General features: G+C 62.6%; 14 protein-coding genes and 1 pseudogene. 7 read left to right on the top strand and 8 right to left on the bottom strand.

Translation table 11 applies throughout. The annotated features are described in order from the left end of the window. Positions 1 to 68: 68 nt before the first annotated feature. The gene (locus N0P34_RS02245; protein ID WP_275605402.1) at positions 69 to 1,385 is read left to right on the top strand and encodes an NAD(P)H-dependent oxidoreductase; all 1,317 of its coding nucleotides are present in this window, start codon (positions 69 to 71) and stop codon (positions 1,383 to 1,385) included. A gap of 35 nt (positions 1,386 to 1,420) precedes the next feature. Here N0P34_RS02245 and N0P34_RS02240 read toward each other — a convergent pair whose 3' ends face one another. Continuing rightward, positions 1,421 to 2,392, bottom strand: a complete 972-nt coding sequence (locus tag N0P34_RS02240; RefSeq protein ID WP_275605401.1) for a zinc-binding dehydrogenase — start codon at positions 2,390 to 2,392, stop codon at positions 1,421 to 1,423. Positions 2,393 to 2,512: 120 nt separating this feature from the next. Here N0P34_RS02240 and N0P34_RS02235 point away from each other — a divergent pair, with 120 nt between their 5' ends. Beyond that, positions 2,513 to 3,319 carry a siderophore-interacting protein gene (locus N0P34_RS02235; protein WP_275605400.1) on the top strand — a complete coding sequence of 269 codons (807 nt, stop codon included), beginning with the start codon at positions 2,513 to 2,515 and terminating at the stop codon, positions 3,317 to 3,319. On the opposite strand, the gene N0P34_RS02230 is transcribed toward N0P34_RS02235, so the two are convergent. Then, positions 3,277 to 4,218, bottom strand: coding sequence for a PfkB family carbohydrate kinase (locus tag N0P34_RS02230; protein ID WP_275605399.1), 942 nt, complete (start codon positions 4,216 to 4,218; stop codon positions 3,277 to 3,279). The genes N0P34_RS02235 and N0P34_RS02230 overlap by 43 nt on opposite strands. Beyond that, a complete protein-coding gene (locus N0P34_RS02225) occupies positions 4,215 to 5,138 on the bottom strand; it encodes a pseudouridine-5'-phosphate glycosidase (RefSeq protein ID WP_275605398.1) in 924 nt (307 codons plus the stop codon). The genes N0P34_RS02230 and N0P34_RS02225 overlap by 4 nt, the downstream gene beginning before the upstream one ends. Positions 5,139 to 5,575: 437 nt before the next feature. On the opposite strand from N0P34_RS02225, the gene N0P34_RS02220 reads away from it, so the two are divergent. From N0P34_RS02220 to purU, 5 genes are all read left to right on the top strand, one after another. After that, positions 5,576 to 6,667, top strand: coding sequence for a polyamine ABC transporter substrate-binding protein (locus tag N0P34_RS02220; protein WP_275605397.1), 1,092 nt, complete (start codon positions 5,576 to 5,578; stop codon positions 6,665 to 6,667). A 59-nt stretch (positions 6,668 to 6,726) separates the two neighbouring features. Next, positions 6,727 to 7,878 (top strand): polyamine ABC transporter ATP-binding protein, encoded by a 1,152-nt coding sequence (potA, locus tag N0P34_RS02215; RefSeq protein WP_275605396.1) that lies wholly within the window; start codon positions 6,727 to 6,729, stop codon positions 7,876 to 7,878. Further along, positions 7,875 to 8,831, top strand: a complete 957-nt coding sequence (locus tag N0P34_RS02210) for an ABC transporter permease subunit (protein ID WP_275605395.1) — start codon at positions 7,875 to 7,877, stop codon at positions 8,829 to 8,831. Before potA ends, N0P34_RS02210 begins: the two co-directional genes overlap by 4 nt. Position 8,832: 1 nt before the next feature. Beyond that, positions 8,833 to 9,645, top strand: a complete 813-nt coding sequence (locus N0P34_RS02205; RefSeq protein ID WP_275605394.1) for an ABC transporter permease subunit — start codon at positions 8,833 to 8,835, stop codon at positions 9,643 to 9,645. Positions 9,646 to 10,115: 470 nt separating this feature from the next. Beyond that, positions 10,116 to 10,967 carry a formyltetrahydrofolate deformylase gene (purU, locus tag N0P34_RS02200; protein WP_275605393.1) on the top strand — a complete coding sequence of 284 codons (852 nt, stop codon included), beginning with the start codon at positions 10,116 to 10,118 and terminating at the stop codon, positions 10,965 to 10,967. On the opposite strand, the gene N0P34_RS02195 is transcribed toward purU, so the two are convergent. From N0P34_RS02195 to N0P34_RS02175, 5 genes and pseudogenes are all read right to left on the bottom strand, one after another. Then, the gene (locus N0P34_RS02195) at positions 10,964 to 11,392 is read right to left on the bottom strand and encodes an Rrf2 family transcriptional regulator (RefSeq protein ID WP_275605392.1); all 429 of its coding nucleotides are present in this window, start codon (positions 11,390 to 11,392) and stop codon (positions 10,964 to 10,966) included. The genes purU and N0P34_RS02195 overlap by 4 nt on opposite strands. Positions 11,393 to 12,195: 803 nt before the next feature. Next, a pseudogene (locus N0P34_RS02190) lies at positions 12,196 to 13,971 on the bottom strand (cation:proton antiporter); the annotation flags it as partial. Positions 13,972 to 14,125: 154 nt separating this feature from the next. Beyond that, positions 14,126 to 15,214: an AAA family ATPase gene (locus tag N0P34_RS02185; RefSeq protein ID WP_275605391.1), complete on the bottom strand. Its 1,089-nt coding sequence runs from the start codon at positions 15,212 to 15,214 to the stop codon at positions 14,126 to 14,128. Continuing rightward, a complete protein-coding gene (locus N0P34_RS02180) occupies positions 15,214 to 15,897 on the bottom strand; it encodes a fumarylacetoacetate hydrolase family protein (RefSeq protein WP_275605390.1) in 684 nt (227 codons plus the stop codon). The genes N0P34_RS02185 and N0P34_RS02180 overlap by 1 nt, the downstream gene beginning before the upstream one ends. Then, positions 15,890 to 16,951, bottom strand: a complete 1,062-nt coding sequence (locus tag N0P34_RS02175; RefSeq protein WP_275605389.1) for an aldo/keto reductase — start codon at positions 16,949 to 16,951, stop codon at positions 15,890 to 15,892. The genes N0P34_RS02180 and N0P34_RS02175 overlap by 8 nt, the downstream gene beginning before the upstream one ends. Positions 16,952 to 17,019: the final 68 nt, after the last annotated feature.

Here is a 17,019-nt window from a genome sequence, read left to right as displayed (position 1 = left end):
AGACGCCAGCTTGCAGCGGAATGCTGCAGCCTGTAACCAGACCTGACCAAACTGACCGGACTGATGCCATGACCACCAAAATCGCCTTGACCGGACTCGCCCGCGATCTCGCTGCCCGGGCCGAGGCAGGCAACCCAATTCGGGTTGGTGTCATCGGTTCCGGCGAGATGGGAACCGACCTCGTCACCCAGATGAGTTTGATGGAGGGCATCGAGATGGCGGCCATCGCCACGCGCCGGCCGCACACGGCCCTCGATGCGATGACGATTGCCTATGGCGACGACAGCCGGGGCAAGGTTGCGGAGACGCCGAGCCAGGCCACTGCCGCCATCGAGGCCGGCAAGATCGCCATCACCTCTGCCGAAACCTTGGTCACCACACCAAATATCGATGTGGTGATCGACGCCACCGGCAAGCCCGGCGTGGCAGCAGACTATGACCTCACGGCCATGGAGCACGGCAAGCATCTGGTGATGATGAATGTCGAGGCGGACGTCACTATCGGAGCCTATCTGAAGGCCCAGGCCGACCGGCTCGGTGTGGTCTATTCCGTGGGTGCCGGCGACGAGCCTTCATCCTGCATGGAACTGATCGAATTCGTTTCTGCGCTCGGTCTCGATATTGTCGCTGCAGGCAAGGGCAAGAATAATCCGCTGAGGCACGACGCCGTCCCCGATGAATATCGGGAAGAGGCCGCCCGCCGGAACATGAACCCGCGCATGCTGGTGGAATTCGTCGACGGCTCCAAGACCGCCGTGGAAATGTGCGCCATTGCCAATGCCACCGGCCTCCTGCCGGACATTCCGGGCATGCACGGCCCCAGGGCCGATCGCGATGACATGGCCAAGGTGCTCATTCCAAAGGCCGACGGCGGCATCCTCAACTCATCGGGTGTGGTCGATTTCACCATCGGCAAGGGCGTTGCGCCGGGCGTGTTCGTCATCGTCAAGGCCGAGCATCCGCGCATTATCGAGCGCATGGACGATCTTCATATCGGCCACGGGCCATACTACGCCTTCTTCCGCCCCTATCATCTGACCAGCCTTGAAGTGCCGCTGACCTGCGCCCGCATCATGCTGACGGGCAAGCCGGACATGGTACCGCTGCCGCGCCCCGTCGCCGAGGTCTGCGCCGTCGCCAAGCGCGACCTCCTGCCCGGCCAAACCTTCGATGCCATCGGGGAAACCTCCTACCGCTCCTACACCATGACCGTCACCGACGCCCGTGCACGCGGCGCCGTCCCGGTTGGTTTGCTCGAAGGTGGAAAGGTCACGGCGCCCGTGGCGAAGGGCGATCTGCTGACCTTGGCCAACAGCCAGCCCGACACCACCACACGCCTTTATGCGCTGCGCCAGGAACAGGACCGGATGCTGCAAGGCCTGTAGGCCCCGACCGCCCCGGCGGTCAGGACGCGTTCAGGTCAGGCGCCGCGAAGGGCGATCTTGCCCTTGCGGCCTGGCTCGCCGCTGGCGCGCGCCGCCTCGGCGACCTGCTCGATCCCATAACTCGCCTCGATGGGCAGAACCAGCTTGCCCGATGCTGCATCCCGGATCAGCTCGCCCAGCAATTCACCAATCCGCTGCGGCTTGACCGGCGGCTTGGACCCCCAGAACCCTTTCACGGTAATGCCGCGAAACAGCAGGTCCGCCGCCGAAATCGACAGCGGCCGCTCGGTCATGGCCCCAAAACTGATGAGCTCTGCACCGTCACTGGCAATTTTGAGCAAGTGCTGTGGGCCGTCTCCACCGAGGGAATCGATCGCCCGGACAATCGGCGCTCCGCCTGTCAGCCCGCGCGCCGTTTCGACCCAGTCTGGGCTATCGGTTGCCACGACATTGTCGATACCCAGCGCCTTGAGCTCTTCGACTGCATCCTGACGCCGGACCAGGCCCAGAACCTTGATGCCACGCTCGGCGCCATAGCGTGCCACGAGCTTGCCCACGGCGCCATTGGCGGCGTTCTGGACGATCCACTGGCCTGCCGCGATGCCGAGGCTTTCGAGCAGCATCTTGGCGCTGAGCGGCATCGACACCAGCTGGCACGCGGTTTCGTCATCCACGCTGTCCGGCACCGGCACCAATCGTGACGCGTCGGCGAGATAATATTCCGCCCAGGTGTGCATGGCCCCGCCCGCGACCCGCTGGCCAATCGCCAGATTGCCGACGCCCTCGCCGAGCGCTTCGACAATTCCGACCGCTTCCGTACCCGGCACCGCCGGCAGACTTGGTCTATGGGCATACTGACCGGCAATGGTCATCAGGTCGTGATTGTGAATTGGCGAGAGCACCATCTTCACCAATACCTGGCCCGGCCCGGGTTCAGGCTTGGCGCGCTCCTCGCTGAAGAGAACATCTGCGGGCGAACCGATTTGCGAATAGACGGCGCTCTTCATGGAACGAGGCTCCTTGTGGCTGAACATCTGAGATAGGCCGATGACCACACGGATCAAGCCCTGCTTGCCATGAGGCGTCGCTGCCGTTAATTGCTGACAAAGCCATTCAGGAATATCCACATGACCGAAACGCTTGATCCCCGCGCGCCCATCCGTCAACGCCACGAGACCAGACTGCGCCTTCTCACAGTCGCCAATGTGACGGATATCACACCACTGATGCGTCGCGTTCGCCTGACCGGCGACATGGAGAACTTCGTCTCGCCCGGCCATGCCGACCACATCAAGGCGTTCTTCTTCCCCGAAGGCGTGGCGCCCAAACTGCCCCCGGTCGGCCCCAATGGCGCCGAATTCGCCCCCGGCGAGCGTCCGGAAATGCGTGATTACACGCCGCGTTTCTGGAATGTGGCGGAAGGCTGGATCGATCTGGACTTCGTCCTGCACGGCGACGGCCCCGCCGCGAGCTGGGCGGCAGCAGCAGCGCCGGGAAAGACGCTGGTGATCGGCGGCCCGCGCGGCTCGATCGTCGTGCCCATGGCCTATGACTGGTATTTGCTGGTCGGCGACGAGACCGCCCTGCCCGCCATCGGCCGGCGCATCGAAGAATTGCCCGAAGGTGCCAGGGTGCTGGCCATTGTCGAGGTCGACAATCCCGCCGAAGAGCAGCGCTTTGAGACCAGGGCTGAGCTGACGCTCACCTATCTGCACCGCAGCGGGGCCCCGGCGGGCACGACCACGCTGCTGCACGATGCGGTCGCCGCCGCCCGGTTCCCGCAGGGCGATGCCTATGCCTATATCGCCGGCGAAAGCCAGATGAGCAAGGCGGTGCGCGCCCATCTGACCGAACAGCGCGGCTTCAATCCCGAATGGGTCAAGGCCGCTGGCTATTGGCTGCTTGGCGTCGCCGATGCGCACGAACCGCATTGATCGTCCCGGGCAGCCTGAACGGGCTGCCCGCCGATCGTTTGTACCGCGGCCGCACCCTGGGCGATGCCTGCCGCAAGGCACTGGTCCATGCTCGCGCCGCGGACCAGACCAGCAACAAACCCGCCTGCAAAGGCATCGCCCGCTCCGGTGGAATCAACCACCCGCACCTTCGGCGCCGCCTGCTGATGGCTGATGCCGTCACGACCGCCCAGCGCCGCCCCCAGCCGACCGCGCTTGATGACCACGTGCTCGAACTGCTCGCCGAGAACGCGCATCTGCGTCGCGAGATCGCCTGAACCGGTGAGGGTTTTGGCCTCATCCTCATTGGCAAAGATCCAGTCGAGCGGGCCGATCCAGTCGCGAAAATTCTGCGCGCCGACGTCCTCGAGAAAACCCACCGATGCCGGGTCGATGCCAGAGGCTATGCCGCGCCGCCGCGCCTGCGCCATCAGCGCCTGCACCGCCGTGCGTGGCCCCGGCGCAAAAAGGCTGTAGCCCGAGACCATGACGAAGCCGACGCCGTCCAGCAGGGCGGGCGGAAGATCGTCCGCACCAAGGTTGAGATTGGCGCCCCGATCGGTGAGAAAACTCCGCTCGCCATCGGGCGCGACAATGGTGACCAGTACCCCGGATGGGAGGTCGGCATCGCCCGAAAGGGCAGGCGTTACCCCGAGTTCGCGGAAATGGCGGCCCAGATTGTCCACATCGGACGCCCCTACCCTGGCCGCAAAGACGACCTCTGCGCCGGCTGCACCGAGCCAGACGGCCTGGTTGGCGCCCGACCCGCCGGGCCGGGTGCGGATCTGGGCCCGACGGTCCGATCCCATCACGATCGGCCCCTCGGGCTTGACGATGATATCGGTCATCACGTCGCCGACGACGAGGACCCGGCTTTTCATACCCGTTGATTGACCAGTGCCACGGCGATATCGGCGGCAACCCGGGCATTGTTCTTGACCAGCGCAATATTGGACTGGAGCGACTTGCCCTCGGTCAATTCGAATATGCGCTGCAACAGGAAGGGCGTCGTCGCCTTGCCCGAAATGCCATTGGCGTCGGCATCGGCGAGGGCCTGGGTGATGAAGCGCTCGATGGCGGCGGCTTCCCAGGCGTCTTGCGCGGGAATGGGATTGGCGATGAGCACGCCGCCCATGCCCAGATCGTTCTGGATAGTAAGCATGCGCGCGACGCCCGCTGCATCATCGAAACGATGGTCCACCTTGAAGCCACTTTCGCGGGCCCAGAACGCGGGAAAATCGTCGGTGCCGAAGCCAAGAACGGGCACGCCGTTGGTCTCGAGCACTTCGAGCGTCTTGGCGATGTCGAGGATGGATTTGGCCCCAGCGCAAACCACGGCCACCGGGGTGCGCCCCAACTCCTCGAGGTCGGCGGAAATATCAAAACTGTCTTCGGCGCCGCGATGCACCCCGCCAATACCGCCCGTGGCAAAAACCCGGATACCGGCAAGCGCTGCGATCTGCATGGTCGTGGCGACGGTCGTGCCGGCCATGGCGCCATTTGCGAGGAGCGCCGCAAGATCGCGCCGGCTGGCCTTGGCCGCCTTGTGCCCCTCGCGCGCCAGAATCTCGAGATCGGCATCGCTGAGGCCGACCTTGAGCTGGCCGTCCATCACCGCAATGGTGGCCGGGACGGCGCCCTGCGCCTTGATGACGCTCTCGACCTCGCGTGCCATGGACAGGTTCTGTGGATAGGGCATGCCATGGGTGATGATGGTGGATTCGAGCGCGACGACGGGCGCGCCTTTTTCAAGCGCCGCCGCCACCTCTGCTGAAACGGACAGATAGGTCTTTTCGCTCATCGAACGGGTAACTCCTCGTCGCCATTTGCTGCCCCTGGCAGCTGCTTGGCCTCGGGTTGTGCGATGCGGCAATAGCTGTGGTCAAGTGCGCAAAATCTTCCGCGCCACTGCCTTGCCGCACCTCGCATTTGGCTATAATTTGCCGCGCACTGAAGAAGGAAAGGGCACTTCGCTGACTAGACCCACTGTTGATGGTGCTTGGTTTGTGCCTCGATGTGAGCCCGGACTCGGGCAAATTGCTGCGAAGATACCGGCCGCCCCAGGGCGCGCTTCCGTGACGCTCCCTCAGACCTCAATTTTTGATATTCCGGGTACTCAAAGATGAGCCCCCGGCACTGAGCCGCGGCTCCTTTCCGCGTCGGGGCACATTGCGCCCTGGAAGTCGTCTTTCGGGACGCTATTGCCTCCACCAATTATCCGCTGCAGGAGACACCCAAATGAACAAGTCGCTCGCCATCGCTCTGGGCGCAGTGCTGGCCGCCGGCCCCGCCCTCGCTCAGGAAGAGCCCGTCCTGAACGTCTACAATTGGTCCGACTATATTGCCGCTGATACCATCGCCAATTTCGAGGCGGAAACCGGCATCAAGGTCAATTACGACGTTTATGACAGCAACGAGATCGTGGACGCCAAGCTTTTGGCCGGCAATTCGGGCTACGACATCGTCGTGCCGTCGGGCAATTTCGTCGAGCGCCAGATCAAGTTCGGCCTGATTGCTCCGCTCGACAAGTCGAAATTGACCAATCTGGGCAATCTCGATCCCACGGTGATGGAAGCGGCGGCCCAGCATGACCCCGACAATGCCCACGCCGTGCCCTACATGATCAATACGATCGGCCTGGGCTACAATGTCGAGAAGGCCAAGGCCGCGCTCGGCGAGGATACGCCGCTCGACAGCTGGGACCTCCTGTTCAAGCCCGAATTCGCCGAAAAGCTCGCCACTTGCGGCATCACCCTGCTCGACAGCCCTTCCGAAGTCATGGGCATCGCGCTGAACTATCTGGGGATCGATGCCAATTCGGAATCGAGCGAGGATCTCGCCAAGGCCGAAGCCCTGTTGAACTCCATCAAGCCCTATGTCCGCTATTTCCATTCCAGCCAGTACATCGATGATCTGGGCAATGGCGAAGTCTGCCTGTCGCTGGGCTATTCGGGCGATATCTTCATCGCCGCCGATGCGGCTGCCGAAGCCAATCAGGGCGTTGAAGTCCAGTACATCATCCCCAAGGAAGGCGCCGCGACCCTGTTCGACTTCCTCGCCATCCCGGCCGATGCGCCGCACAAGGACAACGCCCACAAGTTCATCGACTACATCCTGCGCCCCGAAGTGGTAGCGGCGATCACGAACTATGTGTACTACGCCAACCCGAACATTCCGGCCACCGAGTTCGTGGATGAGGAAGTCAAGTCGAACCCCGGCATCTATCCGCCCGCGGATGTGCTGGCAAAAGCCTTCGTGATGTCGGCCCATTCGCCGGAATACGAAGAAGTCTTGACCCGCACCTGGACCCGCATCAAAACCGGTCAGTAGTAACAGGCATGAAAGGGGCGGCCGAAATGCCGCCCCTTCACCCATTTCAAGAGTCAGACATGGCCAAGAAGCCGCAGCTTGCAGTTGATACGCGCCCATGGCGTGACCCAGGCAACAACAAGCCGTTCGTGCGCATCAAGAACGTCACCAAGAAATTCGGCGATGTCACCGCCGTCCATGACGTTTCGCTGGATATCTATCGCTCGGAACTGTTCTGCCTGCTGGGCGGATCGGGCTCGGGCAAGTCGACGCTCCTGCGCATGCTGGCCGGTTTCGAAACACCCACATCCGGCGTCATCGAGATCGATGGCCAGGACATGACCGATGTGCCGCCCTACAACCGGCCGATCAATATGATGTTCCAGTCTTATGCGCTGTTCCCGCATATGACGGTCGAGCAGAACATTGCCTATGGTCTCAAGCGGGACCATTTGCCCAAGGCCGATATCGCGGCCCGCGTCGCTGAACTCCTGGCGCTGGTCAAGCTGCAGGACTACGGCAAGCGCAAGCCGCATCAACTCTCTGGCGGCCAGCGCCAGCGTGTCGCTCTCGCACGCGCCTTGGCCAAACGCCCCAAATTGCTGCTGCTCGACGAGCCGCTGGGCGCCCTCGACAAGAAACTGCGTGAAGAAACCCAGTTCGAACTGGTCAAGATTCAGGAACAGCTGGGCGTTACCTTCATCGTCGTGACGCACGACCAGGAAGAAGCCATGACCCTGGCGACGCGGATCGGCGTGATGAACCAGGGCGAAATCGCCATGATCGGCGAGCCCACCGACATCTATGAATTCCCCAATTCGCGCTTCGTCGCCAATTTCATCGGCTCCGCCAATATGGTCGAAGGCGTCGTGACGGCGGACGAGCCCGATCACATCCGCATCCGCTCAAGCGAGCTGGGCAGCGACATCTATGTCGGTCACGGCGTCGATTGCGCCCCCGACCAGATCTTGTGGTGGGCCATTCGCCCTGAAAAAATGGTGCTGAGCCGGGAGCGACCGGAAAGCCCATTCGACGCCAATGTCACCAGGGGCGTGGTCGAGGAAATCGCCTATCTCGGCGATATTTCGCTCTATCAGGTCAGGCTCGAAAGCGGCAAGCGCATCAGGGTCAGCCAGACCAACTCCGTGCGCGGCAATCCCGACGCCATCACCTGGGAAGAAGATGTCTATGTCTCCTGGCATGACAATGCCGGCTCGGTGCTGACAGTATGACCACGACCCACGAGCCCACCATCCCACCGCCCCGGCGCCTCCGCCCCTGGAACGTGGTGGAACGCCGCCTGGCCAAGGTCGGCATTTCGGGCCGCTTCCTGGTGTTGATCGCGCCGGTTCTGTGGCTGTTCGTGTTCTTTCTCGTGCCGCTTGCCGTGGTCTTCGGAATCTCGCTGGCCACCAAGCAATTTGGCCGCCCGCCCTATTCTCCCCTCCTCACCACCACCGAGGAAGGGACGGTGCAGCTGACCCTGCATCTGTCGAATTACATCCGCCTGTTCTCGGACAATCTTTATGTAGCGGCCTATCTGTCCTCGATCCGCATCGCGGCAATCGCCACGGTGATCACGCTGGTCGTGGGCTATCCCATGGCCTATGCGATTGCGCGGGCGCCGGACAAATGGCGCAACGCGCTGCTGATGCTGGTCATCCTGCCCTTCTTCACCTCATTCCTGCTGCGCGTTTACGCGCTGTCGGGCTTCATGCGCGGCAATGGCGTCATCAACCAGTTCCTGGGCCTTTTCGGCATGCAGCCTTTGGTGATGATGCAGACCGATTTCGCGGTCTATGTCGGTATCGTCTATACCTATCTGCCCTTCATGATCCTGCCGCTCTATACGACGCTGGTGAAGCTGGATGTATCGCTGTTCGAGGCGGCGGCCGATCTCGGCGCGCGTCCGTTGCGGACCTTCCTTTCTGTTACCCTGCCGCTGTCGCTCCCGGGCATCATCGCCGGCTCCATGCTGGTCTTCATTCCGGCGATCGGCGAATTCGTCATTCCCTCGCTTCTGGGCGGGCCGGAAACGCTGATGATCGGTCGCGTCCTGTGGGACGAGTTCTTCAGTGCCGCCAATTGGCCGCGCGCCGCCTCCGTCGCCGTTGCCATGCTCGTCGTTGTGGTCGTGCCGATCATGCTGCTGCAAAAGGCGCAGGGCGCCGTGGTGGAGAAGTAAGATGTTCTCTCGTGGCTGGTTTCTCCCCATTGCGGCGGCCCTGGGCTTTTCCTTCCTCTATGCGCCCATCATTTCGCTGGTGATCTTCTCGTTCAACGAGTCGAGCCTGGTGACGGTCTGGTCAGGTTTTTCGACGAAGTGGTACAGCGCCCTTCTCAACGATCCGCAATTGCTGGGGGCCGCCTGGCTCAGCCTCCAGATTGCCGCCTTGAGCGCCACAATCGCCCTGGTCCTCGGCACGCTGGCGGCAGTTGCCCTCGTGCGCTTCCGGCGCTTCAAGGGCCGGACCCTGTTTGCGGGCATGGTGTCCGCGCCGCTCGTCATGCCGGACGTGATCACCGGCCTCTCGCTGCTCCTGCTCTTCGTGGGCATGGAGAGCCTCCTGGGCTGGCCGCAGGGCCGTGGGATGATGACCATCGTCATTGCCCATGCCACCTTCTGCACCGCCTATGTCTGCGTCGTGGTGCAGTCGCGCCTTTCCGATTTCGATCGCAGCCTCGAGGAAGCGGCGATGGATCTCGGCGCTTCGCCGGTGCGCACCTTCTTTGACATCACCTTGCCGATAATCGCCCCTGCATTGGTGTCGGGCTGGCTCCTGGGTTTTACCCTCTCGCTTGACGATCTGGTCATCGCCAGCTTCGTATCCGGCCCGGGCTCCTCGACGCTGCCCATGGTCATCTTCTCGAAAGTCCGGCTCGGCGTGTCTCCGGACGTCAACGCCCTTGCGACCATCATTATCGGCATCGTGGCGCTCGGTGTCCTGGCCGCCACGCTCATCCAGCTCCGCGGTAGGCCAAAAAAGGCCCGCGCCTGAGCTCATCATTCCGCACTCCGGGACACCGGGGTGCGGAATTCTTTTCCGCCCAAATAGGGTCTCAAAACTCCTTCGCCGGCACGCCTTTCGCCCCCGCAGCATCGCCTCGCCGACCGCCCGCCCGACCCAGAATCGGCGTTGCAGGGATCGCCAATATTGGTCCTCGCAAACAGCGTGACTGTTTTGTGACTAGACAAGGACAGTCTTCGGGCTCAATCTGAGCCCATGTTCAACCAACGAAAAGGAGGTGTTCCAGTGTCTTATGAGATTTTGGTGCTCGAAGAAGGTCTGGGGTTCAAGGTGTTGATTGGGAGTGATCTCGGCTAGCACCCACCTCCTGTGCCCTCGAGGCCACTGACTCAGGGAAGGGCTGTCCATCGCGGGCAGCCCTTTTCTGTTTTAGTGTTACCCCTTGACGAAACTACCCAAGGCCTTGATACCGCTGGGCAGAATTCAAGGGAGCTGCCTGCATGTCGGCCAATTTCGTTCTCACCCTGTCCTGCACTGACCGCCCCGGCATCGTGGCGGCCATCACGACCGAACTGGCGGCGCTGAAAGCCAACATCGCCGAATCAAATCAGTTCTGGGACAAGGAAACGGGTCGCTTCTTCATGCGCCTCGCCTTCACCGCCCCCGGCGGTGTGGATCGCGACATTATCGAGAAAGCGCTGAAGTCCCCTATCGCCCGCTTCGACATGCAAACGGCACTGACCGACCAGAGCCAGCGCAAGCGCATCGTCATCCTGGTCTCCAAATTTGACCATACCTTGCTTCATCTGCTCTACCAGATCCGCGTTGGGTGGCTGGACGCCGATGTCGCCGCGGTCATTTCCAACCACGAAGATGCGCGCAAGATTGCCGAAGATGCCGGCATCGCCTTCCATTATCTGCCGGTGACCAAGGACACCAAGGCCGAGCAGGAGGCGCGCGTTCTTGAGATCGTCAAGCAGTCCGGCGCGGACCTCGTGGTTCTGGCCCGCTATATGCAGGTGCTTTCGGACAATCTCTCCACCCGCCTCTTCGGGCAGGTGATCAACATCCATCACTCGTTCCTGCCCAGCTTCAAGGGCGCAAAGCCCTATCACCAGGCCCATGAGCGCGGGGTCAAGATCATCGGTGCGACCGCGCACTACGTGACGCCCGACCTCGACGAGGGTCCGATCATCGAGCAGGAAACCGCCCGGGTGACCCATGCCATGAGCCCCGACGACCTCGTTGCCGCCGGCCGTGACATCGAAAGCCGCGTCTTGGCGCGGGCCGTAAAGCTGCACCTCGAAAGCCGGGTCATGCTCAACGGCAAGAAGACAGTGGTCTTCGGCTAAACCGGTAAGTCTTCGAGCCGCAGCGAATCGGCGAGGCTGGTGCGATCGAGCACGTCGCGGGTGGCCAGGGTCACCCGCTCGAAGACATGGCGGATTTCGCATGACGCCTCGTCCTGGCAGTCCGCGCATTTGCGATAGGCAATCTTGGAGAGGCAGGGAAGCGGGGCGATCGGCCCATCGATCAGCCGCAGCACTTCGCCATACATGATTTCTTCAGGCGCCTTGACCAGCTCATAGCCGCCCATGCGACCGCGCCGGCTCGAAACATAGCCGGCGCGCTTGAGCTCGAGCAGGATTTGCTCGAGGAATTTCTTGGGGATGGCCTGGTCCCGGGAAATCTCGCCGATCATTCGGCTCTCCCCCCGCCCGGCGCGCGCCAGCGATACCAGTGCCCGCAGCGCATATTTGGCCTTTTGCGAAATCATCGGTCCTCACACGGCCCAGCCCAAACCTAGGAAGGCTTGGGCTCAGGCATGACGGGCGGCACGTCCGCCCCGCTCTTGTTCTTTTCTTCGTCGGCAGTGCCCGGCTCTGTACCGCTGCCTTCAATTTCCTCTGGCGTGTCTTCGGACGCTGCGATCTCTGTCTCTGGCGGAGCTTCGGCCTCGGCAGGAGCCGATTGCTCTTCCTGCGGCACGGCGACCGAGGGTTCCGGCGCAGCCTCTGTGGTGGTTTGAGGCGCTTCGGGAACGACTGGCGGCACGACCGCCTCGGCATCCCCCTCGGCCTGAATTTCCGCTGCCGGATCGCGATTTTCCTCCGCGGGCAGGCTGTCGGGCGTCGGCGCATCGGCTTCTGCCGCTGGCGCAATCGGCAAGTCCGAAGCCGGCACAACCAGTTCATCGATCTCGGCCGGCGCTTCTCCGATGGAAGGGACGGGTTCGACCGCAACGATCTCGGCCTGCAACAGCACTTCGGCCTCGGCGTTGGGTGCCAAGGACGGCGTATCGTCCACAATTGGCGCGTCCAGCACCGTGATTGGCGCCATAGGGGCTGTTTCCGCCTCGGAAATCGCCTCCGGAGCGCTCTCCGGCACTGCTTCATCGGCAGTGTCTTCCGCAACCACCGCGACGGTCTCAACCGGCGCCGGCGCAGCGTCGATGGGCTCGCTCACCGCCACCGGCGCAATTACCGACGCGGCCGCCCGTGCCACAAGATTGTCCGAGGCCGGCAACCGGATCTCCGGCTCAGCGACGACTTCAAGGACCGGTTCGTCCTGGAGATGGGACAATATGCCCTTGCCGATCTCCTGCTCGCCGCGAATGACTGTGGTGGCGCCCAGATTGCGCAGGAAATCTTCCTCCTCGGCCGAATAGGCGCGCGCCACGACGGCGATGGAGGGATTGAGCTTGCGGCTCGTCTCAACGACCGAGCCCGCCTCGAAGGCGTTGGAAATGGCGATAATCAGGCTCTTGGCGGCCTCGAGATTGGCCAGCCGCAGCACCGGGGCACTGGCGGCATTGCCATAGACCACCTCAAAGCCTTCGGCACGCGCCGCGGCAACGTCATGGTCGCTATCCTCGATGACGACCACGCCGGTCCCTTCGGTCTTGAGCCCTGCCGCAACGATGCGCCCGACCTGGCCATAGCCCACCAGAACGGTGTGGCCGGTCAGGCTGGACGGCTCCCCAGTGTCGTCATCGGCACCCAAAGCACCGCGATCCACGGCGGCACTTGTTGGGATATCGGTCGTTGCCGGGCCTTCCGCCGCGCGTGAAAGCTCGCCCGGCTCGATCCGGCCCTCGCCTTCCGCTGCCCGCTTCTGGCCGTAGCGCGCTTCAAGTCCGGGCCGCATCGCCTCGGCCACCCAGAACACCACCGGGTTGAGCACGATGGAAATCAGCGCGCCAACGAGGATCAAATCCTGTCCTTCCTGCGGCAGGATGGCCAATGCAACGCCCATGCTGGCGAGGATGAATGAGAATTCGCCGATCTGCGCCAGGCTCGCCGAGATGGTCAGCGCCGTCGACACCGGTCGACGGAACAACAGCACGATACCAAAGGCCGCCAAGGACTTGCCGATGACGATGATGAAGACCGTGGCCAAGACCAGGAGCGGCTGGTTGAGCACGATCATCGGGTCGAACAGCATGCCGACCGATACGAAGAACAGCACCGCAAAGGCGTCGCGCAGCGGCAGGGTTTCGTTGGCGGCACGATGGCTGAGTTCGCTTTCCGACAGGATCATCCCCGCAAAGAAGGCGCCGAGCGCCAGCGAAACGCCGAAGAGCACGGAGGACCCGAGCGCCACGCCCAGGGCAATGGCCAGAACGGCGAGGCGGAACAGTTCGCGGCTGCCGGTATGCGCCGTGGCATGCAATGCCCAGGGGATGATCCGCCGCCCCACGATCAGCATGAAGCCGACGAAGGCGGCAACTTTGACCAGGGTCAGCGCCAGCACGCCCCAGATACCGATGTCGGTGCCCACAAGGCGCTCTACAAAGGAAACGAAGGGATCATGGATGCCCGTATCAGTGCCATAGAGGCTGGCAATGGCCGGCACCAGAACGAGGGCGAGGACCATGGCAAGGTCCTCGACGATCAGCCAGCCGACCGCGATCCGGCCGCGCTCGCTTTCGATGAGCCGTCGGTCCTGCAGGGCCTTGAGCAGGACAACCGTGGACGCCACTGACAATGCAAGGCCAAACAGCAGCGCCGCGCCGAGCGTCCAGCCGAGCAGCAGCCCAAGCCCGGCACCAAGCAATGTGGCAAAGCCGATCTGGACGATGGCACCGGGAATGGCGAGCGCGCGCACGCTCATCAAGTCCTTGAGGGAAAAATGCAATCCGACGCCGAACATGAGGAGGATCACCCCCAGCTCGGCCAATTGCGCGCCCAGTTCCTGGTCTGCGACAAAGCCCGGCGTATGCGGACCCACCAATATGCCGGCAAAGAGATAGCCCACCAGCGGCGGCAAACGCAGCCTATTGGCGATCATCCCGAATATATAGGCCAGCACCAGACCAGCGACGATTGTCGTGATCAGGGTGGTGTCGTGATGCATGGTGGGACTCCGGCCCGGGCGGGCAATGTCGATCATGATGATGTGGTATCGAAGCGCCCTGCGCAAGCGCTTCAAGCGCTTGGGACATCAGTCTTTTGCAGGGCGACTTCGCGCCATCTCTACAGAGCCGGTCAAGTTTGGCGCAATCGTGGCGTCAGCTGATGATCGTGATCTTCTCTGCCGCCCGGGTAATGCCCGTATAGAGCCAGCGCGCCCGCTCCTCGCGGAAGACGAAGCTTTCGTCGAAGAGATAGACATTATCCCACTGGCTGCCCTGCGCCTTGTGGACGGTGAGACAATATCCGAAGGTAAATTCATCGAACTGGCGGCGTTCCGGCCAGCTCATGGCATCCTCTTCGCCCGAGAAAAACGCCTTGTGCGTCATAACCTTGGCTTCACCCTTGCCCTCGTCGTCGGCCAGCATGAGCGACCATTTGCCATTATTGCGCTTGAGCGCCTCGGTGACGATCCAGATCTGGCCGTTGAGCAGGCGCTTTCGCGGATTGTTGCGGAGACACACCATGCGGTCGCCGACCACCGGCTCGTGGAAAGGCAGGCCCTTCAATTCCCGCAGCCGGTCATTGTAGGTGAGGCGGGTTTTGTTCCGGCCGACGAGGACCTGGTCGGCCTCGAGCACGGCGTCGCGATCAACCTTGTCGCGCCCGACAACCACGGATTCGCCGTAGCGGCCATGTTCGAGGAAGCCGCCCTCCCGCACTGCCATGGAAAGCTGGATGATCGGATTGTCCGCCGCCTGCCGGTGGATTTCGGTCAGCATGATGTCCGGCTCTTCGGTGGTGAAGAAGCCTGCCCCCTGCACCGGCGGCAGCTGGAACGGATCGCCCAGCACCAACACCTTGGTTCCAAAGGATAAGAGGTCCGCGCCCAATTGTTCGTCGACCATCGAGACCTCATCGATGACGATGAGATCAGCGTCGGCGGCCGGGCTTTCGGAATCGAGGACGAAGCGCGGTTCGCCCTCTTTTTCCGAGACCAGCGTGTAGATCAGCGAATGGATCGTCTGGGCGCCCTTGCAGCCGCGTTTTCGCATCACGAGGGCCGCCTTGCCGGTGAAGGCTGCGTATTTGACTGAGCGGATATCCTGCGCCAGATGCACGGCGAGGGTGGATTTTCCCGTTCCGGCCCAACCGAAGAGCCGGAACACCTGGGGCCCGTTCCGATCCTTGAGCCAATTGGACACGGCGACCAGCGCCGCATCCTGTTGGGACGACCAGACCGGCATCAGCCGATCCTCGCCGTGACCGTTCCGATGCCCTCGATGCGGCCTTCGAGGAGGTCACCGCGAACCACCGCACCTACCCCGGCAGGCGTGCCGGTCATGATGATATCACCCGGCGCCAGGGTCACGTAACGTGACAGATCGGTCAGCACACTATTCACATCCCAGGTCATTTCCGACAGCATTCCGCGCTGCCGGTTAACACCATTGACGTCGAGCGTGATCGCCCCATCTGCCGGATGACCGATGGACGAAACTGGCGCGATATCGCCGATGGGCGCGGAAGAATCAAAGCCCTTGGCCATGTCCCATGGGCGGCCCGACTTCTTGGCGAGCGCCTGGAGATCGCGCCGCGTCATGTCGAGCCCGGCGGCATAGCCGAAAATATGCCCTTGGGCATTTTCGGGGGCGATATTGGCCCCGCCCTTGCCGATGGCGACGACCAGTTCGATCTCGTGATGAAAATCGCTCGTCTGGGGTGGGTAGGGGATATCTTTTCCCCCTGTCACCACCGCATCGGCGGGCTTGGTGAAGAAGAAGGGCGGATCGCGCTCGTCATTGCCCATCTCGCGGGCATGCTCGGCATAATTGCGACCGACGCAGAACACGCGGCGAACGGGGAACAGCCCGCCACCCGCAACGGGAATGGTTACCACGGCGGGAGGGGAAAAGACGAAATCAGCCACGCTTGAATTCCTCTGCATAGGGAGCGATGAGATCGCGGTCCGCCGGACCCAGACGGTCCTGGGCGGAAAAGGATTGATGCCAATATGGATAGAGCAGCGGCGGGCGGCTCACGGCGTCCAGTCTTGCCCGCTCTTCGGCGCTCAGCACAAGACTTGTTGCTGCGATATTGTCGCGGAACTGCTCTTCATTGCGCCCTCCAATGATCGCCGAGGTGACGCCGGGCCGCCCCAACAGCCAGCTCAGCGCGATCTGCGCGCCCGACACGCCGCGGTTCTCGGCTATGCCGACGATTGCGTCGATGACGTTGTAGAGTTTTTCCCAGTCATAGACCGGCGGCTCGCGGAACCCACCGACATGCCGCCCGCTCTCGGGCCCGCCATCGCGGCGATATTTCCCCGAAAGCAGCCCGCCCGCCAACGGCGACCAGATGAGGATACCCAGGCCCTGGTCCTGCGAAATGGGCACCAGCTCATATTCGGCGTCGCGACTATGGAGCGAATAATGGATCTGCTGGGAGACGAAGCGCTCGCCCTGCCGCCTGTCGGCCGCCATCAGCGCCTTCATGATATGCCAGCCCGAATAGTTCGAGCAGCCGATATAGCGGACATGGCCATGGCGCACGAGCGTATCGAGCGCTTCCATCGTTTCCTCGATCGGCGTCATCCCATCCCATTCATGGACCTGATAGAGATCGATGACATCGGTCTGGAGGCGCTTGAGGCTGGCTTTGCATTGCTCGATGATGTGGTGACGCGACAGCCCGATCTGATTGGGCCCCTCGCCCATCTTGAAACGCACCTTGGTGGCGACCAGCGCCTTCTGCCGCCGCCCGTTCTCCTTCAGCACGGCTCCGAGAATTTCCTCGGAGACCCCGGCGTTATAGACATTGGCGGTGTCGTAGAGATTGATGCCGGCATCGAGGCAGAGGTCGACCTGGCGCGCCGCGCCCGCCAGATCGGTGTGGCCGATCCGCTCGCTGCCGCCAAAAGTCATCGTGCCCATGGTGAGAACCGAGACTTTCAGGCCTGAACGGCCGAGATAGCGATACTCCATCGGGCATTCCTCCTTTGTTCTTCTCTACAGGGCTAAAGAATTGCGCCATTTGGGTCAATCTGGCTTTA

The organism is Devosia sp. FJ2-5-3 (assembly GCF_029201545.1).
Lineage (GTDB): Bacteria > Pseudomonadota > Alphaproteobacteria > Rhizobiales > Devosiaceae > Devosia.
Note: the sequence above shows the minus strand (reverse complement) of the source record. Positions and strands in the feature narration are given on the sequence as shown.